The sequence below is a fragment of the Brevibacillus thermoruber 423 genome, from assembly GCF_000454065.1.
GTDB lineage: Bacteria > Bacillota > Bacilli > Brevibacillales > Brevibacillaceae > Brevibacillus > Brevibacillus thermoruber.
In genome coordinates this window covers 482802-505010 of the sequence record NZ_KE695651.1, presented here as the reverse complement: position 1 = coordinate 505010, position 22209 = coordinate 482802, and the positions used below count along the sequence as shown (strand labels likewise).

Sequence of the window (22209 nt, the reverse complement as noted above, 5' to 3'; positions counted from 1 at the left end):
TGGGCGCCGCATCGATTCCGCGCGATCCGGCAAGGCAGCCGGCGATCGGCAAAAAAAAGACGGACAGCCGAAGCGGCCTGTCCGTTTACGCTTTCCCTGCCTGCAGTCTCGATTCGAATGACGCTCGCCAACTGTCAGCCAGTTCCTTCACCGCCAGTATCCGCTCAATGTCGGCGCGGTTGTCCGTGTCGTGATACTTGATCCGGTTGACAAAGGCGACGCTTACCTCGTGCTGCTGCCGCTCCAGCAGGCGAAACGGCATGTCTGTCCCGATCAGGCCCGGCTGCAGCACGCGGAAGTAAAAGCCGCTGAAGCCGGTCTGCTGTACAAGAACCACCAGATCGACACGACCGTACCTGACGTTCAGTTTGAAACAGGGCTGGCGCGGCTGGTTCACCTGCACCACCGCCTCTCCCAACTGAAAGATGTCCCCGATGCACACCTCTTCTTCAGTGAGCCCGCGAACCGTGATGTTTTCCCCGAATGCGGCGGGAGCCAACGGCCGTTTCAGCACGTTTTCCCAATACGGATAATGATCGGCGCTGTAGACGCAGAGGGCCTTGTCGGGACCGCCGTGGTAGCGCAGGTCGGCCTGTCCGTCCCCCTCCAACTGCGCCCAGTCCAGATAGACGGGACCTGTGACCGGCTGTTTGTATATCCCGGTGCTCAGCTCCCTGCCCTGATATGTCACGGTCTGCGGTTTGCCCGCATTGACGGATATCACTTCCACGGAGACGACCTCCCCTTCCATTTTCTGCTCATTGTACCACGGGGAAGAGTCCTCCGGCTGTTGTCAGAATGAACGGATGATTCCGACATCCCGCGTCCGTCCTTCTTTTCGATTATGATAAAGGAGAAGGAGTGATACCCCGTGATTACCGTTCTGATCAAACGTCCCCACGAGGAAGCGGAGCCCGTCGCCATTGCCGGTGCGGACGAGCTGAGCGAACTGGTCGGCGGCGACTACGACGTGGTGCGCGACGACCGCCTCCCCGGCTTCTCGCTGATCGTCAACGAAGAGGCCCGCGGCGTCGAGGCCAACAACTTTCCCGTGACCACCGACGGCTACCTCGATTGGGTCTACGGGCCATGCGTCTTTGTCAAGGAAGACGGCACGTCGCTCACTGAGGAGGACATCGAGACGGTCCGCCGCTATCTGGCTGGCTAGAGCTGAATTCGAATTCCGCAGCCAAACAAAAGACCAAACCCCTGCCCCCTTTCATGGTAAAAGGAGGACAGGGGTTTTCTGTTTCGGAGCCGGTCCGGCTGCCTTACTGGACGCCGCTGCTGCCAAACCCGCCAGCGCCGCGCTCCGTCTCGTCAAGCTCGTCCACGACTTCAAACTGTGCCAGCGGGACGAGGGCCAGCACGCCCTGGGCGATGCGGTCGCCTTTGCGGATCAGGTAGGTGTGGCGGTCCACTTCCCGGTCGACCGTCGCCGGTTTTTCGCTGACGTCCAGGCAGGTATGACCCACTTCGCCGGACGGCGTGCGGATGTTGTCCATCAGCACGCACACTTCCCCCCGGTAGCCGGCGTCTACGGTACCAGGCGCGTTGCTGATGCGCAGTTTCGTCTTGGCGCTGATGCCGGAACGCGGCCGCACCTGCAGCTCATAGCCGTCCGGCAGGGCGAAGGCAAGCCCGGTGGGAATCTTCGCCGTCTCCCCGGGCGGGATCAAGACGTCCTCCACCGCCACCAGGTCGAAGCCGGCGTCAAACGCCCGCGCGTACCGGGGAATGACGGCGTCTTCGTGCAGCCGTTTGATTTTCACCGGGGCAACAAGCCGTTGGTTGATTGCGATTGTGCTCATGTCAGGTCTCTCCTTGCTGATGTGTACGCGTTTTTTTCCTTACAGATCGCCGAAATTCAAGCCGCTCGATTTGGTGTAGTTGGTCACCTTTTGCTCAAAGAAATCGGTCTTGGTCTGGTTCAGGTTGGCAAAGCTGTCCACCCACTTCATCGGGTGTTCGGTATGCGCGGGATAGAGGATCTCCAGGTCGAGCGCCTTCAGCCGCTGGTTGGCCAGGTATTTGATGTACCGCTCCAGGATGTCGTTGTTGATCCCGAGGATTTCGTTGTTGGTCACGTATTGACCCCAGCGGATTTCGTGCGTGGCCGCCGTGTGGAACATGCCGCGCAGTTCCTCGATCAGCTCGGGCGTAAAGACGTCCGGGTTTTCCGTTCGCAGCTCGCGGAACATGTTCTGGAACAGCACCACATGCGTCAGCTCGTCGCGCTGGATGTACTTGATCATCGTCGCCGTTCCCGTCATTTTTCCCTGACGCGCCAATGTATAAAAGAAGGAAAAACCGGAGTAGAAGTACAGCGACTCCAGCAGGTAATTGGCGATGACCGTCTTGACGAAGTTGACGTCGTTGGGGTTGTCCACGAACTGCTGGTACAAGTCGGCGATGAACTTGTTCCGCTCCAACAGCCGCTCGTCGTTGCGCCACTCGTCGTAGATGTTCTCCCGCGTCTGCGGCGAGCAGACGGAATCCAGGATGTAGCTGTAGGACTGGGCGTGAATCTCCTCCTGGAAGGTCTGGATGTTCAGAAGCGAGCAGACCTCCGGCGCCGTGATGTAGTCGGAGATGTTCGGCAGGTTGACCGACTGCAGCGAATCCAGGAAGTTGAGAAACGAGATGGTCTTGTCAAAGGCGCGCCGCTCCGCCGGGGACAGCGATTCAAACTGCTTGGCGTCGTTGGCCAGCGGCACCTCTTCCGGAATCCAGAAGTTGTTCAGCATCGTCCGGTACAGCTTGGCCGCCCACGGGTATTTGATCCGGTTCCACTCGCGCAGGTTGGTGGTGTTTCCGCCGATCATGCGCTGCGTGCCCCGCTGGCCGCTTTCGTTGAACAGCCGCTTTTTTTCCAATTGCATGCGTGTCACACTCCTCCGGCAATTCGATTCCCCGGCCAACAGAGACCGGGGAACCGGCGTATGCGCTTGTCGTCAAGCGGAACAGCTCACGCAGTCTTCCACGTCGACGGATTGGTTGCGCACGTAGTAAATCGTCTTCAATCCGTTTTCCCACGCCTGGATGTACAGGTCGAGAAACTCCGGCGCGGTAATCTCGGGTGTGATGTACAGGTTGAACGACTGCGACTGGTCGATGTGCCGCTGTCTCGCCCCCGCCGCCTTGATGGACCAGCGCTGGTCGATCCGGTGCGCTTCCTTGTAGTAAAAGAAGGTTTTGTCATTCAGGTTGGGCGCGGTCTGCGGGATGTTGCCGCTCCGTTTTTCCTCCACGAAAAACTTGGCGTAGACCGGGTCCGTCGACGCGGTGGAGCCGGCGATCAGGCTGGTCGTGCCCGTTGGCGCGACGGCAAACGTCCAGGCGTTGCGCATCCCAAATTGGGCGACGTCCCGTTTCAGCTCGGTCCAGCGTTCATCCGTATAGCCGCGGCGGTCGAAGTATTCGCCGGTGTGCCACTCGCTGCCCTCGAACACGGCGTACGTCCCTTTCTCTTTGGCCAGTTCCATCGACGCATTGATGGCGTGGTAGGCGATTTCCTCATACAGCTTGTCCGCCGTCTCGACGTGCTCGTCGCTCTCCCACTTGATGCCGTGCTGCGCCAGGTACTGATGGTAGCCGCTCGTCCCCAGTCCGACGGCGCGGTACTTCCGGTTGGTGACCGCCGCCTGTTTGACAGGATAGTAGTTGAGATCAATCACATTGTCCAGCATCCGCATCTGGATCGGCACGATCCGGGCGATGTCGTCCATCGAGCGGATGCGGCCCAGGTTGAGCGAAGAGAGGTTGCACACGACAAAATCGCCCGGTTTGTAGCGCAGCACCACGTCGCCATCCTCCAGCTCCTCGCCGGCGAAGACCGTGGGGCTCATGTTTTGCATGATTTCGGTACACAAATTGGAACTGTACACCATGCCCGCGTGCTTGTTCGGGTTGGCGCGGTTGACCGTGTCCCGGTAAAAGATGAACGGCGTACCCGTCTCAAACGCGCTGGACATGATCCGCTTCATGATCTCGATGGCCGGGATTTCCGTCTTGATCGCCAGGCGCTCTTCGCTGACGCACAGCTCGTAGCGCCGTTCAAATTCTTCGCCGTAGAAGTCCTCCAGCGAAAAGCCCATCACCTGGCGAATCTCATGCGGGTCGAACAGGTACCACATCCCCCGCTCCTTGACCCGCCGCATGAACAAGTCCGGGATGCAGACGCCGGGGAAGATGTCGTGCGCCTTCATGCGGTCGTCGCCGTTGTTTGTCTTCAGGTTCAAAAAGTCCAGAATGTCGGCATGCCAGACGTCGAGGTAGATGGCGAAGGCTCCGGCCCGCGTCCCCAACTGGTCGACGCTGATGGCGATCTGGTTGTACAGGCGGGTCCACGGCACGATGCCGCCGGATGCCCCCTTGTGGCCGCGAATGGACGCGCCGCGGCTGCGCACCTTGCCCAGGTAGATGCCCACGCCGCCGCCATACTTGGAAACCATCGACGTGGCCCCGGCCGTATTCATGATGCCGGACAGCGAGTCGTCCACCGTGTCGATGAAGCAGGAGGACAGTTGGTGAAACGGCGTCCCGGCGTTGGACAGGGTCGGCGTCGCCACCGTAATCTCCAGCTTGGAGAGAATGTCGTAAAAGTCCTTGGCGTGTTTCAGGCGGTCCTTTTCCTTCATCGCCAGGTGCATGGCGATGACCATGAATCGCTCCTGCGGCAGTTCCATCACGCCGCCGCCAAAGTCCTTGATCAGGTACCGGTCGGCCAGCAGGCGCAGGCCTGCATAGTTGAACAGCTCGTCCCGCTCCGGCTTGATGTACGCCCCCAATTCCGCCAATTCGAAATCCGTGTATGTTTCCGTCAGATACGTGCCGTAGAGGCCTTTATCCGTCAATGTATGTATGAGCTGCGCAAAGTCGCCGTATCCGAAATGGCCGCGGTACCCGCGGTTGATGGCGGCGTCCTTGTACAGGTCGTACGCCAGCAGGCGGGCGGCCACAAACTGCCAGTCCGGGTTGTCCACACTGGTCTTCTCGACGGCGGTCTGCATGACGATCCGCTGGATTTCCTTGGTCGTCATGCGATCGCGAAACTGAATGCAGGCGTCCATCTCCAGTTCGAGCGGATCGCATGCGGGATAATGGGCGCACGCAAAGCCGATCACCTTTTTCAGCTTGTCGATGCGGAGGTCCTCCGTCTCGCCGCTGCGCTTGACGATTTGAATGGTGCTTACTGCGCTCATAGGGCCACCCCTGCCTCTCCCGTGTTTCTCGCGCACCTTCCAGGAAAAAAGAGGGCTGGCGAGATGTCGTGAACCTTTTTCATAGTGTACAGGATGCCACTATATCTAGCAAGCTGATAAATTTTTCGACAAATTCGACACAAGATATTGATTTCGATAGGGTGGCTGTGTATGTAACACAAGACTGGCCAAAAAGAAACGGGACCGAAGACCCATTTCCAGTGTGCTTGTCAGCGAAGCGTCAGAAGATTTACAATCGGATGGAGACGCGCGAAAATTTTGGAAAGGGTGGGGACCATGATCCAGTTTTCCTACCGCCTGCTCTCCTCCCTGTCCGCCGCCGACAGACAGGCATGTGTGGAGACCGCCAACAGCGCTTTTCCCCACTGCGACCAAACCGCCTACCTGACGGAACGCTTCCCCCTGTATGACGCAGTGCTGATGGCCCATGACGAATCCGGACTGGCCGCCTTTCAATTGATGCAGCGGTTTCGGACGGACCAGGGCTGGTTTGTCTACCTGGGCCCCCTGTACTCCCGGCGGAAGGCCTATCTGCAGATGCTGTTCCACTTCTTCCGCAGCGCGATGGACACATGGCCGGACGAGACGCTTCACTTCATGGCCGAACTGCAGAATCCCGACCTGCTGCTCGTCTGCAAAACCCTGTTTCAGCGGTCGTACCCGCTTCTCCAAACCCGCAAAATCCCCCTGACCGTTCGGCAAACGGCCCACGTCTTCGTCGAACGGATTGCGCATATCGAGGGATTCAGGCCGGACAACCTGTCTTCGCGCGGCAGCCATACCCTGTACCGCGCGGCGGCCGGCAGCGATGCGGTCATGACCTGGCTGCACGCCAGGGGCGTGCGGCTGGACCGGGGAGACAGCCAGATCCTGCTGCTCACCTGCCCCGCGGATGCTTCATCCCGCTCCCGTCTCATGCGGGAGATGGAACGCGGCCGGCTGATGCTCGCGCACTGGGAGCGGTTTCGGCCGGTGATGCTGCGAAAATTTGAGGAGGGAGCTGCCCGTGACTGACCTGTATTTTGCTCAGATTCGCGAAGACAGCATGGTGGAACGAACGCTTGCGGACCGGTACCATCCGGAGACGATCGCCGTCGTCGGGTCCGGGGGGTGTACGGCGTTTTCCCTGCTGCGCGACGATGTGCAGACAATCTACGCGATAGATGTCAACCCCGCACAGGCCGCGCTGATCGAATTGAAAAAGGCGGCCATCGGGGCATTGAGCCGCGAGGAATACCTGGCGTTCGCGGGAGAGACGGACGGGACGGACCGGCAGGAAACGTACCGCCGCCTGTCGCCGCTGCTCCCCGAATACGCCCGCTCCTTTTGGGACCGCCATCCGCACCTGCTGACGCTTGGCGTGAATCAGTGCGGCGCGACGGAGCGTTTCTACCGGTTCATCAGCCAAAATATTCGCCTCAACCTCTACGGGGACGAGGTCTGGCAGGAGCTGCTGTCCTGCCGCACCTTGGACGAGCAAGCCGCCTTTCGCGAGCGCTACCTGAACACAGACGCCTGGCGCACAGCCGTGCGTCTTTTGCTGAGCAAAACCACCCACCTGCAGTTCTTCCCTGCCCACATGTTTGCCCAGGCCAGGGAACAGGACTTTGGCGCATTTTTTGACATGATGTTCAGAAGAGAGCTGGAGAGACGGTTGATCGGCAACAACTATTTTTTCACCCAGCTCATGTTTGGCACGTACCTGCTCGACAGACCGGAAGGAGCTCCCCACTACTTGAGCGAGGAGGGCTTTGCCGCGGCGAAGCGCAACCTGCACAAACTGCGGGTGCTGCCGCTCTCCCTGCAGCAGGCGCTGCCGCAGATGCAGGGCATCGACGCCTTTTTCCTCTCCAATGTTTTCGACTGGTCGGACGAATCGCAGCGGGCGGCGATTTGCGCCGCCGTGCTCGGGGCCAAAAGCCGGGAAGCGGTCTTGCTGTACCGCAACATGCTGTCCGCTCCTCCCCTGCCCGAGGCATTTCGGGAGCGGCTAGCGGTGGACGAAGCGTGTTCCCGGGAGATGACCGGCCTTGATCGGTCGATGATGTACCGGCAGATTACCGTGGGTGTGCTGAGATGAACTACACGACATCACCATTGACGATGGAACACAACAACGCGCTCTTGGCCCTGGCCCATGCGACGGATACGGGCAGCGACCTGTTTGTTGTGGATCGCTCCCCCGATTTCTTCCGGCTGGGAGAGAGCTGGGGGGAATCGCGGTACACGGGGCTGTGGCGCCGCGGCCGGTTGATCGGCTGCTTCGGGGTGACGCGGCAGGTCCGCTTTCTGAACGGCCGGGCTGAACCCGTGTTCTACCTGCACGATGTCAGGATTCACCCTGACTATACCGGCACCCGCGCCTTTCAGCGGCTGGCGGGTCATGCCGTGGAGAGCCTGCGCCAAGCGTGCCGCTGGGTGTTTGCCGTCGTCCTGGACAGCAGCCGGCACCGCTCGCCGCTGACGCGGGCAAACAGCGTGTTCCCGCCGGCGGTTCCCATCGGCCGCACCGTCCACCTTGGCGTGCCGCTGTTCTGGCCGGTGAACGGAGACTGGCCGCGCGTCTGTCCGAACGACGGCGAGGAAGCGTGGTCCCATTACGAGCGCTGGGCGGCGGGCACTGCGTTTGCGTACGCCGACCGCGCCCGCTTTTTGCGCCGGGATGGCTGGTTTTTGGGCCTGCATGACGGCGGGAAACTGCGCGCCGTCTGCAAAGTCATCGACCAATCGGCGGAGCGCCGGCTGGTCGTCACCCGTTCGCTCCCTCTCCCGCTGCGCCTGATCCATGCCGCCTGCCGGTGGCGCGGGACCGCTTCCCTGCCCGGTCCCGGCGAGCCGTTTCCGCACGCCTATCTCGCCTATTACGCCTGCGCGGACGGGGAAGACGGGCGGCGGGCGTTTTTCGCCTATCTGGCCCGCTTTCACCGGCAGGAGTATCCCTACGTCTTTGCCGGCGTCTCCCCGGAACTGGCGGAGACGTATCGCCACCCGCTGTTCATCAAGCTGGGCTCCACCGCCTACGCCTACGGAGATGTCCCGCCCGGCCTGGCTCTGGACGCCCGCGAACTCACCTTACTGTAGGAGGGATTCGATGACAAATGCATACACGGAAGTGAAGCACCTGGCGCAGCAGCTCTTTGCCCGGCACGAGGTGGAGCGGCATCCGCTGTTTCTCGCGCTGCACGACCAAACGTTTTCCTCGGCGCAGGCCAAGGAAGCGGCCCTGCAGATCTATCACGTCGTGGAGCATTTCCCCCGCTTTTTGTCCGCCATCCTGACCAATCTGCCTGATTACCGGCTGCGCATGCCGCTGGTGGAAAACCTGTTTGAAGAGCACGGCCGGATAAACGCAGCGCATGTGCACCTGGAAACGTACAAGCTCTTTTTGCGCGGTATCGGCGTGACGGACGCCGAACGGGAAGCGAGCCGTCCGATCATTCCCGTACTGGCGTACAACCGCGCCGTCACCGATCTCTGCCTGCACTACCCCTACCCGGAGGGACTGGCCGCCCTCGGCGTGATTGAAGAGATTGTGGCCCGCGTCTCTCCGCTCGTCGGCGCCTACGCCGCCTCCGCGTACGGCGGCACGGCCGATCTGGCCCATTTTACCGACCACGAGACCCTGGATGTCACGCATGCCAACGAAATCTACGAAGTGGTCGCCCAGGTGTACGCGGGCGACAACAAGCCGCTGGTGGAACGCGGCATGCAGTTGGGCATGTACTACCACACCCGGCTATATACGGACATACTGGACCATGTGCGGACGTTTGCGGCTCACGCGTGACCGGCGGACATCAAATGGTCACATCCTTCCTGACATTTTTTCGGCATTTTTCGGCGCAATGTGATATAATCACGGTTGCGTCAAAAATTCAATAAGAATAGAAGGAAGGGTGAATTGTACCTTGCAAGTACAAAAACCGTATCGTGTTTTGCTTTACTACAAGTACGTCCAGCTTGACGACTACGAGGAATACGCGGCGGAACACCTCAAGTTCTGCAAGGAGCTCGGACTGAAAGGGCGCATCATCGTCGCGCCGGAGGGCCTGAACGGCACGGTGTCCGGCACCATCGAACAGACCGACGCGTACATGGAATTCGTTCGCAAGGATCCGCGTTTTGCGGACATCTGGTTTAAGATAGATGAAGCGGACGGACATGCGTTCAAGAAAATGTTTGTTCGCGCGAAAAAAGAGTTGGTCACCTGGCGTCTGGAAGACGATTTCAGCCCGACCGAACTGACGGGCAAGTACCTGACGCCGAAAGAATTCTATGAAATGCTGCAGCGGGACGATGTGGTCGTCATCGACGGCCGCAACGATTACGAGTACGAGCTGGGTCACTTCCGCGGCGCCATCAAGCCGGGCGTGCGCTCTTCCCGCGAGTTTCCGCAGTGGATCCGCGAGAACCTGGGCCAGTTCAAGGACAAGAAGGTGCTCACCTACTGCACCGGCGGCATCCGCTGCGAAAAGCTGACCGGCATCCTGCTGAAGGAAGGCTTCAAGGATGTGTACCAACTGCACGGCGGCATCGTCACCTACGGCAAGGACCCCGAGGTGAAAGGGCGCCTGTGGGACGGAAAATGCTACGTCTTTGACGAGCGCATCTCCGTGAAGATCAACCACACCGAGGAAGACACGGTCATCGGCCGCTGCTACTACTGCGGCAAGCCGGAAGACCGCTACGTCAACTGCGCCAACCCGTTCTGCAACAAGCAGCACTTCTGCTGCCCGGAATGCGAAGTGAAGTACAAGCGTTCCTGCTCCGACGAATGCCGCGAGCATCCGCGCAACCGCTACGTGGAAGAAGAAAACGCCAAGCTGCAGACAGCCGGCTCCCAGGCGTAAACAGGCAAACAAGCTGATCTCCGTGACGAGATCAGCTTGTTTTTTTGCCAGTGATAGCATCTGCCCTCCGCAGCCGTTCCTCCCTGTCGGCCGTCCGAACTTCAAGTCCTGCGGAGCGGAAGGCCCGCTACGGCTCAACGGGCAGCGTAACGGTAAAGGCCGCCCCTTCCCCCGGTTTGCTCTTCACGCTGATGGTTCCGTGATGCATGTCGACGATTTTCTTCACGATGGACAGACCGAGCCCGCTGCCGCCGCTGGAGCGATTGCGCGATTTGTCGGCCTTGTAAAAGCGTTCGAATAGATGCGGCTGATCCTCCTCCGCGATGCCGATGCCGGTGTCGGCAACGCATACGATCACGTCCTGCCCGTTCCGCTCCAACCGGATGGTGATGCTCCCGCCGTTTGGGGTAAATTTCACACTGTTGTGAAGCAGGTTGACCCACACCTGGCTCATCAGTTCTTCATCGGCGACGACGTTCACTTCCTCCAGGGACACGTCCATGTCGATCGCTTTGTCCACCCACTGCGGTTCGCAGGCGAGGATCACCTGCCGCAATTGACGGTCCAGGCGGTAGCGCTTCGGCTCGAACGGATGATGGTCCGACTCCAGGGACGTGAGCTTCAGCAGGTTCTCGCTCAGCTTCGACAGGCGTTGGCATTCCGTCTCGATGATGCCGAGATAATGCAGGCGCTCCTCCCGGCTGAGCCGGTCGTTTTGCAGCGCCCGGGCAAACCCGCTGATGGAGGTGAGCGGCGACTGGATCTCGTGGGAGACGTTGGAGATGAACTCCTGGCGCATTTTCTCCATTTGGCTCAGCTCGACGGCCATGTGGTTGATGCTCTCGACAAGCTGTCCGAGCGGATGGTGTTCGCCCGGCTTGACCTGCAGGTTGACGTTGAAATCCCCCTTGGCGATTCGCCGCAGGGCATCGTACAGCGACTGCCACACCGCTCTTTGTTTGGAGCGGGCGAAGAAGCCGATGACAGCCATCACCATTCCCGCCAGCACATAGCCGAGCATCACGGTGACGAGCTGCCTGACGTAATCGGGCATCTGGTTGGTCAGCCCGCCGGCGTACAGCGACGTCAGGAAATAGGCGGCCGACCAGCACACGGTAAAGAATCCCAGCACAAACACGATGCCCGCCGCGTGGCGCAGGAAGAGCTTTCCTTTCATGAACGAACCTCCAATCGGTAGCCAAGCCCGCGGATGGTGCTGATCCGAAACGAGTGCCGCTCTTCCGGAAAACGCTCGCGCAGTCGCTTGATGTGCACGTCGACGGTCCGCTCGTCCCCTTCGTAATCGTACCCCCAGATCTGCTCGATCAACTGCTCGCGGGAAAAGGTCTTTCCGGGGTAACTGGCCAGTTTGAACAGCAGTTCAAACTCCTTGAGCGGCAGGGTCACCTGCTTGTCGCCCACCTGCGCTTCGTAGGTTTTGCGGTCAAGCAGCAGTTCGCCGATCTGCACCCGCTGCGATACGGCGATCCGGTAGCGCCTCAGCAGCGCTTTTACCCTGGCGACCAGTTCCAGCGGTTCAAACGGCTTGACCAGGTAGTCGTCCGTGCCCAATTGGAAGCCTTTGATTTTCTGCGACGTTTCTCCTTTGGCGGTCAGCATGAGCAGCGGGGTGTCGTAAAGTTCCCGCAGTTCGCGGCAAAGCTGCCACCCGTCCATGTTGGGCATCATGATGTCGAGGATCACCAGATCCGCCCGGGTTGTTTCCAGGAGCGCGAGCGCTTCCCTGCCATCGGCGGCCTCCAGGACGGTGAACCCTTCCTCCCGCAGAAAAACACCGACCAGTTCCCGAATGTGGGGATCGTCGTCTACAACCAGTATGGTGGCCATGGTCCTCATCCCTTTCCCGATTGGATTTCCGCCGCGGTCCGCTGATCGATCCGCAGCTGCTGGGTGGCAAATTCGCGGTACATCGCATGGGTGGCGAACAGTTCCTGATGCGTTCCCCGGCCGGTGATCCTGCCTTTTTCCAGAAAGATGATGTGATCCGCGTCCATGACGGTGGACAAGCGGTGGGCAATCACCAGCGTCGTTCGCCCCTTCATCAGATTCTGCAGCGCTTTCTGCACCTCGATTTCCGATTTGCTGTCCAGGCTGGACGTGGCTTCATCCAGCATGAGGATGCGCGGATTTCGCAAAAGCGCCCGGGCGATGGCGATGCGCTGGCGCTGGCCGCCGGACAATTTGACCCCTCTTTCCCCCACCTGGGTGTCGTATTGGTCCGGCATCTCCTCGATGAAGTGATCGGCGTAGGCCATGCGCGCGGCGCGGCGCAGCTCTTCCTCGCTGATCTCCCTTTCCATTCCGTAACAGATGTTCTCCCGGATGGTTCCGGCGATGATCGGACTCTCCTGGGACACGTACCCGATCTGGCTCCGCCACGATTGGAGAGAAAACGCGTCGATCGGTTCCTCGCCCAGCCTGATCGTCCCCCGCGTCGGCCGGTAGTAGCGCTCCATCAGCGAAAACAGCGTCGTTTTCCCGCTTCCGCTGGGCCCCACGATCGCCGTGACCCGCCCCGGCTCGATCGTGAAGCTGACGTCGTCCAGTACCGGTTCGCCCGACTTGTAGGAAAAGCTCACATGCTCCAGGATGATCGGCTGATGCGGGTTGGTGACCTCGCGTCCGGCCGTCTGGTCTTCTTCCGCCGCTTCCAGCGTGGCAATAATCCGCTCGGTCGCTCCCCTCGTCTTTTGCAGGTGGGTTACAAACATTGTCAATTGGCTCATCGGCATGACAATTTGAAAGAGATACAGGATAAACGCGACCAGATCGCCCGCCGTGAGCGCTCCGGATGACACCCGCATGCCGCCGTACCCGAGAATGACCACCAGCACCACCATCAGGACGAGGGAGACAAACGGGGAGATCAGTGCGTGCACCGTCCCTTCTTTGATGCCGAGGTGAAGCAGGTTGGTGATGCCCCGTTTGCCGTTTTGGTACTCAATCGCCTCCGCGTTTGACGCCTTCACCAGTCGAATCTCCGACAGCACCTGGTTCAAGGTCGCGGAAAATGCGGCGGTCTCATCCTGCATCCCGCGGGAAATCTTGTGCATCGTCCTCCCCAGCGGCATCAGGATCAGAATCGACAGCGGCACGGCGGTCAGCATCAGCAGCGTCATTTTCCAGTCCAGAATGAGCAGGATCGTCACCGAGCCGACGATGGAGATCGCGCCGGTAAAAAAGTTGGTCAAATGATCCGTAATCAGCCCCTTGACGACCGCCGTGTCATTCGTCATCCGGCTGATCGTCTCCCCGGTCTGGTGGTCGTCGTAATAGGAAACCGGCAGGACGAGCAGCTTTTTCCACAAGCGGTCCCGCAGTCCGGCCACCACGCCCTGGCCGATCCGGTTGAGCAGGTAGATCGACAGTCCGCCGGCGATTGACTGGGCGAGAAAGGCGGCCACCAGCACGGCTACCTGCCACCTGTCCAGCGACGCCAGCGAGAAGCTGTTGACGAGGTCTTTCGTGAACAGCGGAACGAACAGGCCCACCACGGTGGAGGCCACGCTCAGGAACAGCGCGATGGCCAGCGGCAGAGCGGGCGGGTTCGTCTGTCTGATCAGATTGAGAAACGGGCGCCAGCCACCCGTTTGTTGCTTCGACATGTTCTCCATCTCCTTTTTCAAAAACGTAGGCTGTGATCCTCACAACGCTTGGGGTTAAACGCTCTCGGCCGCCTGGACGTCCGGGTCCCTCTCCAGCCCGACTCGCGGATTCCTGTTTGCCATACGTGTTCTCTCCTTTTCATCCCGTTTCGGCGTGAACAGGATACAACACGTATATGAACGGAATGTGAACGACGCGGGCCCCGAAAAAACGGCTCTCGCTTCATGTTTTCGCGTTGGGTGCAGCCGAACTGCCGCCCTGTGTGATCAAGGGCGGAAACGCCATGACTTGCATCAGGGCAGCGCACATGACCGCATGACCGGATGGCAGGTACGGCCGCCACAGACAGCCGCTCCGCCGGGAGACGCGAAAACTCCGGTGTTTGTCCAATTGCGGGAACATACCGGAGTTTTCTCATGCCAGTTTTTTCGTTTTGCGAATGTTCGTTGCGCCAGAAGTATGCGCCGGTCCCAGCCCGTTTCAGGCTTCGTGCATCCGGTCAAGGGCGAGCGGCCGGGCAGACGGGATGGGCGCGGCGTTCGATGACGTGACGCCGCCGCATGCGCTCCCGTTTACAGCGTAGTCTGGGACGGCTCCGCTTTGTTCAGCTTTTCCTTGAACATGTCACCCAACACCCCGATATCCACTTCCCATTTGTTCTCTTTGTAATAGACAGTCGCCTTGGATTCGCCTTTTTTCCCGGTGATCCGGATGTTGGCCGTCTTTACTTCATAGCTGCCGTCGTCATGAAACAAGATGTCCGCGTCCTTCAGTTCCGACTCCAGGATGGGGACGACCGTCTTCTGCACCGCATCCTGCGTGGTCTGCACGGCTGTGCGTCCCATATCGATCACCTGCTCCGGGCTGAAATGGAAGACCAGCACGAGAATGACGCCGATCACCGCCATCATGGCAAATAGCCGAAACAGGCTTCGCATGATCCATTGAAAGGCTGCGATCACCACGATCGCGCATATGACGATGGGCCAATAGTCTGTAACGAGGTTGAGCAGCGATTCCACATCTATCACTCCTTCTTTACCCATTCTGACCCAAACGGGGCCGGACCTATCCGTGCCCCCACAAGAAGAACGGCTCCCCGCATGTGTTTCGCCAGAAGCTATTCTTATTATGAATGTTCGCAAACGGTCCGGTCAAATGGCGCCGCGCTTTCCCCTCCTCTACTCAATACGAACAGCCCGTCCTGATCGTTACAGTCCAGGGGCAGGCCCCGGCAAAAACGCAAAAATGCAGGGTGCCATTCCCGACAGCGGCACGGAACTCAAAAAGGCGCCATCGCAGCGCCGCACCAGGGAGTCGGATATGACTGTCCGCTTTCTCCGCGCGTTCCCTTTGCGGGCGATCGTTTCGCTGGAAAAGGCCTCCTCCCCATACGTTGTTTGTCGAACAACGCGCCCATCCATGGTATCATGGTGTTCTGTACGAAAAGCATGATGGACGAGGAGAGTAGAATGAACAGATTTCGTGCGTTTTTCAAGAACAAGATCGTGTTGTTTTGCATCGCGCTCGTTGCCTTCATGTATGTGAACAATACGTCGCTGCTGGCCGAGGAGCGGACAGGAACCCCCTTGCTTTTGGCCCATCGGGGATTGGCTCAAACGTTCAACATGGAAGGCATCACCAATGAAACGTGTACAGCCGCGCGCATCCACAAACCGGAGCATCCTTACCTGGAGAACACGATTCCGTCCATGGAGGCTGCCGTCAGGGCGGGTGCCGATCTCATCGAGTTTGATGTCCATCCGACAAAGGATGGAAAATTTGCCGTCTTCCACGATTGGACGCTGGATTGCAGAACCAATGGAAAAGGGGTTACCCGAGAGCATACGCTGGAAGAATTGAAGAAGCTGGACATTGGCTACGGCTATACGTATGACCACGGGAAAACGTATCCGTTTCGCGGAAAAGGCGTCGGCATGATGCCTTCTCTCGATGACGTGCTCGCTCATTTTCCCCACCAGTCCTTCTTGATTCACGTGAAAAGCAACGACCCGGAAGAAGGAAAACAATTGGCCCGGTACTTGTCCACCCTGCCGGAAAAGCGCCTGGAACAGTTGACGGTATACGGGGGAGATCAGCCGATCGAAGCGCTGCGTGAAGAGCTTCCGCAGCTGCGCGTTATGTCTCTCGCGACGATGAAGCGTTGTTTGCTCCCGTATATCGCAGTGGGATGGACCGGGTATGTTCCGGAGGCCTGCGCAAGAACGGAACTGCATATTCCGGAAAAGATTGCCCCTTGGCTGTGGGGATGGCCTGACAAGTTCCTCAATCGAATGGACGAACATGACACCAGGACCATTTTGGTTGCGGGAAATGGAGATGTCTCCCAGGGGTTTGATTCGGTGGAAGACCTTGAACGTCTGCCCGCCAACTATACCGGAGGAATCTGGACCAACCGCATCGATAAAATTGCACCCGTGTTCAAGAAGCAGGAGTAACCCTGCCGTGTTTGTTTGCATGACAAAGGGGCTGTCCCGGACCTGTTCGGGAAGCCCCTTTGCTTTATGCGGAACGTGACCATTCTGTTGATGACACATGGCAGGCGGACGTTCTCATCGACAGCCTGAAGCGGCGCTATCACAGCGCCGCTCGTGCCGCCTGCCGCTCGCCGCCGGACTGCTGCCGGGCGAGGTGCAGGGCGTATTGAATCGGTTTGCGGATGGCTTCCTTGTATACCTGAGGCGTTCCCAGCTCGCGGAAGATTTCCCGCCCCGGCTTGGGATTCACCTCGATCAGCCAGGCCCGGCCGTCGACGTCGATGCCGATGTCCAGTCCCAGCTCGATCATCCGGCCGAAGTGCTGCTCGATCGTCTCCGCCGTCTGATAGGCCAATTGCTCGCAGTCCCGGATGATCTCCCGCGCCCGCTGTTCGCCAAACCGGGCGCGCAAAAACGCCTGGGCGGACACCGCTTTGCCGCCGCCGTGCAGATTGGCCGTGGCGCTCTTCTCCCCGCCGACGCGCATGCCCGCGCCGGTGATGCTCCAGCGGCCGTTCCCGTCTTTCTGGATCAGCAGGCGCATGTCTACTGACCGTTTCGGAACCAGATCGAGACGAAGCCCTTGCTGGATGATCATCTTCTCGCTTTTCCACCGGTCGATCCAGCGCAGCAGGGCCGGGATGCGCCTGATCAGCGCGGACACTTTGGTCCGATCCTTGTTTCGCCCCAGGAGGCGGTACCCCTCAGCCGTCTTCTCCAGGCGGACAATCCCCCTGCCGCCGGTGCCATTCAGCGGCTTCAGGTAGAGAAGCGAATGGCGCGCGAGCATGCTGCGCAGATGGGCGTGGCTGTACAGCATCGCCTCGGGAAGCCAGCGGTGCATCCGCGCGTCCCGCCACAGGACCTCATGTACTTTCCACTTGTTGGCCAGCCGGCTGTTGGCGTACCGAAAGCCGTTTGTCCGGCGAAACGCGACGTACTGCCGAAACGCCGCCCTCGGCGTGTAGCGGTAGCGGTCGATCACCACGTCGGGACGGGGAAACATGCGGGCCCTCCAGCTCCGCCCATCCGGCACAAAACCGCGCACCTGCCTGCCGGACGGCGACACGTCCTGCGGCGAAAACAAAAAAACCGTGCCGCCCAACGCCTGGCCCGCCCGGATCAGCCGGCGAAAGTAGGCCGGCTCGGCAAATCGTTTTCCCTCCCGCCAGGTCAGGATGCCGATCACGGGTCGTTTCATCACACCACCCTCTTTCGTTCCCTTCCCTGGCAGTGTATTCACCTAGCGGCGCATTGGCGCTTGCCGCAGGGCCTGTTCCAGACGGCGCAAATCGTCCGGCAGCGGTGATCGGACCTCCATCGTCTCTTCGCCAAACGGGTGGGAAAAGCGCAGGACGGCGGCGTGCAGGGCCTGTCTGCCGATCATGCCGGCCTTTCCGCCGTAGAGGGTATCACCGATAAGGGGATGGCCCAAATGGCTGAGGTGGACGCGAATCTGATGGGTGCGGCCCGTCTCCAGCCGACACTCCAGCTTCGCCGCTTGAGCAAACCGCTCCACCACGCGGTAGTGCGTGACCGCCGGATCGCCGTTGAGCGACACCCGGCGCCGATTGGGATGAAACCGGTCCTTGCCGATCGGTTGGGTGATCGTGCCGCTGGCCTGTTTGACCGCTCCATGCACGAACGCGATGTAGGCGCGCGAAATGTTCCGCTCCCGCAGCCGCTCGTCCAGGAGGGCCGACGCCAGGGCGTGCTTCGCGTAGAGGACGACCCCCGAGGTGTCCTGGTCCAGCCGGTGGACGTGGCGTACCTTGGCGGCCACGCCCGTCCGCGCGAAATGGCCGGCGATCAGATGATCGAGCGTCTTGGTGTGACGCGGCTCCGTGGGGTGGAGCAGCAACCCGGCGGGCTTGTTGGCGACCAGCAGATGGTCGTCTTCGTACAAGATGTCTACCGACTCGTCCACTGGCTCAAGCCCCAGCGGTTCCGGCTGGCAAAGACGGAGGCGGATCTCCTGCCCCGCCTCCGCTTTCGCGTGCTGGGCGACCGGTGCGCCGTCCAGCAAGACCTCCTTGTGCTGAAAGAGCAGGTGAACCTGCTTGCGCGGCAGCCTCCACTGCTCCCGGAGCAGCGCGCCCACGGACACGGCGTCCTCCGCGAGATGGCCGACCAGCCATTCCCCTTCTTTTTTCATGTGTATCATGCCGTCGTGTCTCCCGGTTGGTTGGTTTCTCGTCTGGTTACGCCTGCTTCAGTCCCTCGTACACTTCAACTGCGCGGTTCAGGAAGTGTTCGATTTCTTCCCGGCTTTTGCCCAGCTTGCTGACGAACCGGACCAGTTCCTTTCCGTTGGAAAAGGCGATAAAGCTGGGGATGCCAAAGACGTCCAGCTTTTGCGACAGCTCCGGCAGGGTGTCGCGGTTGACAGCGACCATGTCCAGCTTGTCCTTGTAGGCTTCCTCGACTTCCGGCATGAACGGATCGATCCGGTGGCAGTCCGGGCACCAGTCCGTGTAAAACTTGACGACCACGGGTTTTTCCGAGGCAATGGCCTGTTCAAATTCCGCTTCGGTCTTGATTTCCTTCATGTCTGATCATCCTTTCTCGGATTTCTTGTGGATTAAGTGTACCACAGCCGCAGGTGTTTGTCCCGGCGGGGCCGCACTTGGCTACATCGCGCCTCCCTGCTCCACCAGGGAACGGACGAACGACTCCGCCGGACGGGAGAGCGGCCGGTCCTTGCGGTAGGCGACGACCAGCGTGCGAAACGGCCGGCCGGTAAGGCTCAGGTAGACGGGCGGCTCCGTCGTGCCCGGTGCCAGCGTAATCATCTTGGGGGCAAACGAAAAGCCCATCCCCGCCGCCACCAGCGACTGCACCGTCTGGATGTTGCTGCTCTCAAAGACGATCCGCGGACGGAACCCGGCCTGTTCGCACAGCCTCAGCGAGATCGTGCGAAACCCCTGCCCTTCTTTCAGCAGGATAAACGGCTGTCCGGCCAGCTCGGCCAGATCCACTTCCTGCCGCTTCGCCAGCGGGTGCTGCGGGGGAACCGCCAGGTAAATCTCCTCGTGAATGGCGGGGATCACCTCCAGCGAGGGATCGGCGATCGGCATCGTCAGTAGGCTGACGTCGATTTTCCCCCGGACCAAAAGCTGCTCCAGATTGCTGGACGTGTCCTCGATCAACTGCAGCTCGACACCCGGAAACTGCTTGGTAAACGCGGGGATGACCCGGGGCAGGACGTACGCGCCGGTGATCGGCAGACTGCCCACCAGAAGCTTTCCGCTCTCGCCGACCGCGTAGGCGCGCATCTCCCGCTCAAGCCCTTCCGCCATATCGATCAGCGATTGGGCCACCTGAACGAAACGCTGACCCGCGTCCGTCAGCTCCACGTGCTGCGGCAGGCGATGAAACAGGGTAACCCCGAGTAATTTTTCCAATTTGGCGATCTGCTGGCTGAGCGACGGCTGGGCCAGATGGAGCCGGCCCGCCGCCCGGGAAAAGCTGCGCTCTTCCGCCACAGCCAGCACGTAACGAATCTGTCGTAATTCCATGAAGACCTCCCGATAGGCAAAAGCTATCCATCTCATAATAATTATATCTTTGAACTATTCCCATGGCCATGATACAACCGTGATAAGAGTTTCGCACGAAGGAGGAATGTCCACATGAAACCCCGCACGATGTTTGAAAAGATCTGGGATGCCCACGTGATTCACGAAGAGCCCGGCAAACCCAGCCTGCTGTACATCGACCTGCACCTGGTCCACGAAGTCACCTCGCCCCAGGCGTTTGAAGGCCTCCGCCTGGCCGGCCGCCGCGTCCGCCGTCCCGACCTGACGTTTGCGACGATGGACCACAATGTGCCGACGGCTGACCGGTTTAATGTCAAAGACCCGATTTCCCGGCAGCAGATGGAGACGCTGACGAAAAACTGCGAGGAGTTCGGCATTACGCTGGCCGACCTGAACAGCCCCGATCAGGGGATTGTCCACGTGATCGGACCGGAGCTGGGATTGACCCTCCCCGGCAAAACGATCGTCTGCGGCGACAGCCACACCTCCACGCACGGCGCATTCGGCGCTCTGGCCTTCGGGATCGGCACGAGCGAAGTGGAGCACGTGCTGGCCACCCAATGCCTCCAGCAGGCCAAACCGAAGACGCTGGAAGTGCACGTGAAAGGCGAGCTCCCCTTCGGCGTCAGCGCCAAAGACTTAATTTTGGCGATCATCGCAAAATTCGGGACGGACTTTGCCACCGGCTACGTGATCGAGTACACCGGTGAGGCCATCCGCAAACTGACGATGGAAGAGCGCATGACCGTCTGCAACATGTCGATCGAAGCGGGAGCGCGGGCCGGCCTGATCGCGCCGGATGAGACCACGTTCGCCTACCTCAAGGGCAGACGCTACGCGCCGCAAGGGGAAGATTTCCTGCGGGCCGTCGAGCGCTGGAAACAGCTCTGCACCGACCCGGGTGCCACGTACGATCACCGCGTGGAAATCGACGCGAGCGAAATCGCGCCGCAAGTCACCTGGGGAACCAGCCCGGGCATGGGCACCGACATCACCGGCACCGTCCCCCATCCCGATTCGTTCCCGACGGCGGCGCAGCGAAAAGCGGCCCAGGACGCCCTCGCCTACATGGGGCTCACACCGGGCACCCCGATGACCGAGATCAAGATCGACCGCGTCTTTATCGGCTCCTGTACCAACGGCCGGATCGAAGACCTGCGCCGCGCGGCCGAAGTGGCGAAGGGACGCCGCGTCGCGCCCCACGTGCACGCGATGGTGGTCCCCGGTTCGCAAGCCGTGAAGCAGCAGGCGGAACAAGAAGGCCTGCACCTGATCTTCCAGGAGGCCGGCTTTGAATGGCGCGACTCCGGCTGCTCCATGTGCCTGGCGATGAACCCGGACGTGCTTCAGGAAGGTGAACGCTGCGCCTCCACCTCCAACCGCAACTTCGAAGGACGCCAGGGACGGGGCGGCCGCACCCACCTGGTCAGCCCGGAAATGGCGGCGGCGGCAGCCATCGCCGGCCACTTCGTCGACGTGCGCGAATGGAAACGTGAAGGCGTGAACAAGGAGGTCCTGCAATAATGAAACCGTTTGTCGTACACACCGGAATCGCAGCGCCGTTGGACCGCGTCAACGTGGACACCGACGCCATCATTCCCAAGCAGTTTCTCAAACGCATCGAGCGCACCGGCTTCGGCCAGTTTCTCTTTTACGAGTGGCGCTTCAACGCCGACGGCAGCCCGATCGAATCGTTCGTGCTGAACCAGCCCAAATACGCCGGCGCCACCGTCCTCTTGGCCCGCAACAACTTCGGCTGCGGCTCCTCCCGCGAGCACGCGCCCTGGGCGCTGTTGGACTACGGCTTCCGCGCCATCATCGCGCCGTCGTTTGCCGACATCTTTTACAACAACTGCTTTAAAAACGGCATCCTGCCGATCAAGCTGAGCGAGGAACAGGTGCAGGAGCTGTTCAGCCGCGCCGAGAGCCGCGACAACTACCAGCTCACGATCGATCTGCAGGAGCAGGTGATTACGGACGACGCCGGCCTCTCCTATCCGTTCGAAGTGGACGCGTATCGCCGGTACTGCCTGCTCAACGGGCTGGACGACATCGGCATCACCCTGCAATACGAAGACAAGATCGCCGCCTACGAGGCAAAGCGGGAAACGTTCGTATAACTCCCCGCACACCGGCGAAGGCATGGAACCGCTCCGTGCCTTCGCTTTTTTTGTGACAAAAACAGCGCCTCCTCCAGCTTTTCCCACCCATCATAGTGCAGAACGGCCGGAAAGTAAAGATTGCCCTTTTCGCGACGGGGGATGCCCCGGCGTTTCAGACTGAAGACAAACCGATTGCATCGAAGGAGAAGCATGTTTCCAGGCAGAGCGACTTGTGAGCCCTACCGAGCGGAGCATCGATTTGCGGGGAACAGGAGCGCCACCTTTGAATGGGCTGCGCAGCGATACGGCTTTGGCGATCCCCCGCAAATCGATGCGGAGCGTGCAGTCCCTGCTTCCCTGCTGGGCGT

21 protein-coding genes are annotated in these 22209 nt (G+C 60.3%); 9 read left to right on the top strand and 12 right to left on the bottom strand.

Annotated elements, in window-relative coordinates; translation table 11 throughout:
* Positions 1 to 85: 85 nt before the first annotated feature.
* A complete protein-coding gene (locus tag M516_RS0113945) occupies positions 86 to 751 on the bottom strand; it encodes an MOSC domain-containing protein (RefSeq protein ID WP_029099685.1) in 666 nt (221 codons plus the stop codon).
* A gap of 120 nt (positions 752 to 871) precedes the next feature.
* Here M516_RS0113945 and M516_RS0113940 point away from each other — a divergent pair, with 120 nt between their 5' ends.
* Positions 872 to 1168 carry a DUF3846 domain-containing protein gene (locus tag M516_RS0113940; protein ID WP_029099684.1) on the top strand — a complete coding sequence of 99 codons (297 nt, stop codon included), beginning with the start codon at positions 872 to 874 and terminating at the stop codon, positions 1166 to 1168.
* A gap of 103 nt (positions 1169 to 1271) precedes the next feature.
* Here M516_RS0113940 and M516_RS0113935 read toward each other — a convergent pair whose 3' ends face one another.
* The 3 genes from M516_RS0113935 to M516_RS0113925 all read right to left on the bottom strand — a co-directional run bounded on the left by M516_RS0113935 (position 1272) and on the right by M516_RS0113925 (position 5204).
* Complete coding sequence (locus M516_RS0113935) at positions 1272 to 1811, bottom strand: dUTP diphosphatase (protein WP_035289728.1); 540 nt, start codon at positions 1809 to 1811, stop codon at positions 1272 to 1274.
* A gap of 39 nt (positions 1812 to 1850) precedes the next feature.
* Positions 1851 to 2882: a ribonucleotide-diphosphate reductase subunit beta gene (locus tag M516_RS0113930; RefSeq protein WP_081656544.1), complete on the bottom strand. Its 1032-nt coding sequence runs from the start codon at positions 2880 to 2882 to the stop codon at positions 1851 to 1853.
* 72 nt (positions 2883 to 2954) lie between these two features.
* On the bottom strand, positions 2955 to 5204 hold the full coding sequence (locus tag M516_RS0113925) for a ribonucleoside-diphosphate reductase subunit alpha (protein ID WP_193746976.1): 2250 nt from the start codon (positions 5202 to 5204) through the stop codon (positions 2955 to 2957).
* Positions 5205 to 5501: 297 nt separating this feature from the next.
* Between M516_RS0113925 and M516_RS0113920 the strand changes: the two genes are divergently transcribed.
* The 5 genes from M516_RS0113920 (at position 5502) to trhO (ending at position 10075) form a co-directional block, all read left to right on the top strand.
* The gene (locus M516_RS0113920) at positions 5502 to 6239 is read left to right on the top strand and encodes a hypothetical protein (RefSeq protein ID WP_029099680.1); all 738 of its coding nucleotides are present in this window, start codon (positions 5502 to 5504) and stop codon (positions 6237 to 6239) included.
* Positions 6232 to 7305 carry a DUF3419 family protein gene (locus M516_RS0113915; protein WP_029099679.1) on the top strand — a complete coding sequence of 358 codons (1074 nt, stop codon included), beginning with the start codon at positions 6232 to 6234 and terminating at the stop codon, positions 7303 to 7305. The genes M516_RS0113920 and M516_RS0113915 overlap by 8 nt, the downstream gene beginning before the upstream one ends.
* Positions 7302 to 8306: a GNAT family N-acetyltransferase gene (locus M516_RS25630; protein ID WP_029099678.1), complete on the top strand. Its 1005-nt coding sequence runs from the start codon at positions 7302 to 7304 to the stop codon at positions 8304 to 8306. The genes M516_RS0113915 and M516_RS25630 overlap by 4 nt, the downstream gene beginning before the upstream one ends.
* Positions 8307 to 8316: 10 nt before the next feature.
* Positions 8317 to 9012, top strand: coding sequence for an iron-containing redox enzyme family protein (locus M516_RS24365; RefSeq protein WP_051188219.1), 696 nt, complete (start codon positions 8317 to 8319; stop codon positions 9010 to 9012).
* A gap of 121 nt (positions 9013 to 9133) precedes the next feature.
* Positions 9134 to 10075 carry an oxygen-dependent tRNA uridine(34) hydroxylase TrhO gene (gene trhO, locus M516_RS0113900; protein WP_029099677.1) on the top strand — a complete coding sequence of 314 codons (942 nt, stop codon included), beginning with the start codon at positions 9134 to 9136 and terminating at the stop codon, positions 10073 to 10075.
* A gap of 127 nt (positions 10076 to 10202) precedes the next feature.
* Here trhO and M516_RS0113895 read toward each other — a convergent pair whose 3' ends face one another.
* From M516_RS0113895 to M516_RS0113880, 4 genes are all read right to left on the bottom strand, one after another.
* Entirely contained in the window at positions 10203 to 11252 is a 1050-nt protein-coding gene (locus M516_RS0113895) for a sensor histidine kinase (protein ID WP_029099676.1), read from the bottom strand.
* Positions 11249 to 11923, bottom strand: a complete 675-nt coding sequence (locus M516_RS0113890; RefSeq protein ID WP_029099675.1) for a response regulator transcription factor — start codon at positions 11921 to 11923, stop codon at positions 11249 to 11251. Before M516_RS0113890 ends, M516_RS0113895 begins: the two co-directional genes overlap by 4 nt.
* Before the next feature lie 5 nt (positions 11924 to 11928).
* Entirely contained in the window at positions 11929 to 13710 is a 1782-nt protein-coding gene (locus tag M516_RS0113885) for an ABC transporter ATP-binding protein (RefSeq protein ID WP_029099674.1), read from the bottom strand.
* A gap of 564 nt (positions 13711 to 14274) precedes the next feature.
* Positions 14275 to 14724, bottom strand: a complete 450-nt coding sequence (locus M516_RS0113880; protein ID WP_029099673.1) for a hypothetical protein — start codon at positions 14722 to 14724, stop codon at positions 14275 to 14277.
* A 450-nt stretch (positions 14725 to 15174) separates the two neighbouring features.
* Here M516_RS0113880 and M516_RS0113875 point away from each other — a divergent pair, with 450 nt between their 5' ends.
* Positions 15175 to 16161 (top strand): glycerophosphodiester phosphodiesterase family protein, encoded by a 987-nt coding sequence (locus M516_RS0113875; protein WP_029099672.1) that lies wholly within the window; start codon positions 15175 to 15177, stop codon positions 16159 to 16161.
* 139 nt (positions 16162 to 16300) lie between these two features.
* Here the strand turns inward: M516_RS0113875 and M516_RS0113870 are convergent, their stop codons facing one another.
* From M516_RS0113870 to M516_RS0113855, 4 genes are all read right to left on the bottom strand, one after another.
* On the bottom strand, positions 16301 to 17401 hold the full coding sequence (locus tag M516_RS0113870; RefSeq protein ID WP_029099671.1) for a YheC/YheD family endospore coat-associated protein: 1101 nt from the start codon (positions 17399 to 17401) through the stop codon (positions 16301 to 16303).
* A 42-nt stretch (positions 17402 to 17443) separates the two neighbouring features.
* Entirely contained in the window at positions 17444 to 18364 is a 921-nt protein-coding gene (locus M516_RS0113865) for an RluA family pseudouridine synthase (RefSeq protein WP_029099670.1), read from the bottom strand.
* A 37-nt stretch (positions 18365 to 18401) separates the two neighbouring features.
* Complete coding sequence (locus tag M516_RS0113860) at positions 18402 to 18749, bottom strand: thioredoxin family protein (protein WP_029099669.1); 348 nt, start codon at positions 18747 to 18749, stop codon at positions 18402 to 18404.
* Positions 18750 to 18830: 81 nt separating this feature from the next.
* Positions 18831 to 19718, bottom strand: coding sequence for a LysR family transcriptional regulator (locus M516_RS0113855; RefSeq protein WP_029099668.1), 888 nt, complete (start codon positions 19716 to 19718; stop codon positions 18831 to 18833).
* Between the two features lie 114 nt (positions 19719 to 19832).
* Between M516_RS0113855 and leuC the strand changes: the two genes are divergently transcribed.
* Together leuC and leuD are read left to right on the top strand one after the other, a co-directional pair.
* Positions 19833 to 21263 carry a 3-isopropylmalate dehydratase large subunit gene (gene leuC, locus M516_RS0113850; RefSeq protein ID WP_029099667.1) on the top strand — a complete coding sequence of 477 codons (1431 nt, stop codon included), beginning with the start codon at positions 19833 to 19835 and terminating at the stop codon, positions 21261 to 21263.
* Positions 21263 to 21859 carry a 3-isopropylmalate dehydratase small subunit gene (gene leuD, locus M516_RS0113845; protein WP_029099666.1) on the top strand — a complete coding sequence of 199 codons (597 nt, stop codon included), beginning with the start codon at positions 21263 to 21265 and terminating at the stop codon, positions 21857 to 21859. The genes leuC and leuD overlap by 1 nt, the downstream gene beginning before the upstream one ends.
* Positions 21860 to 22209: the final 350 nt, after the last annotated feature.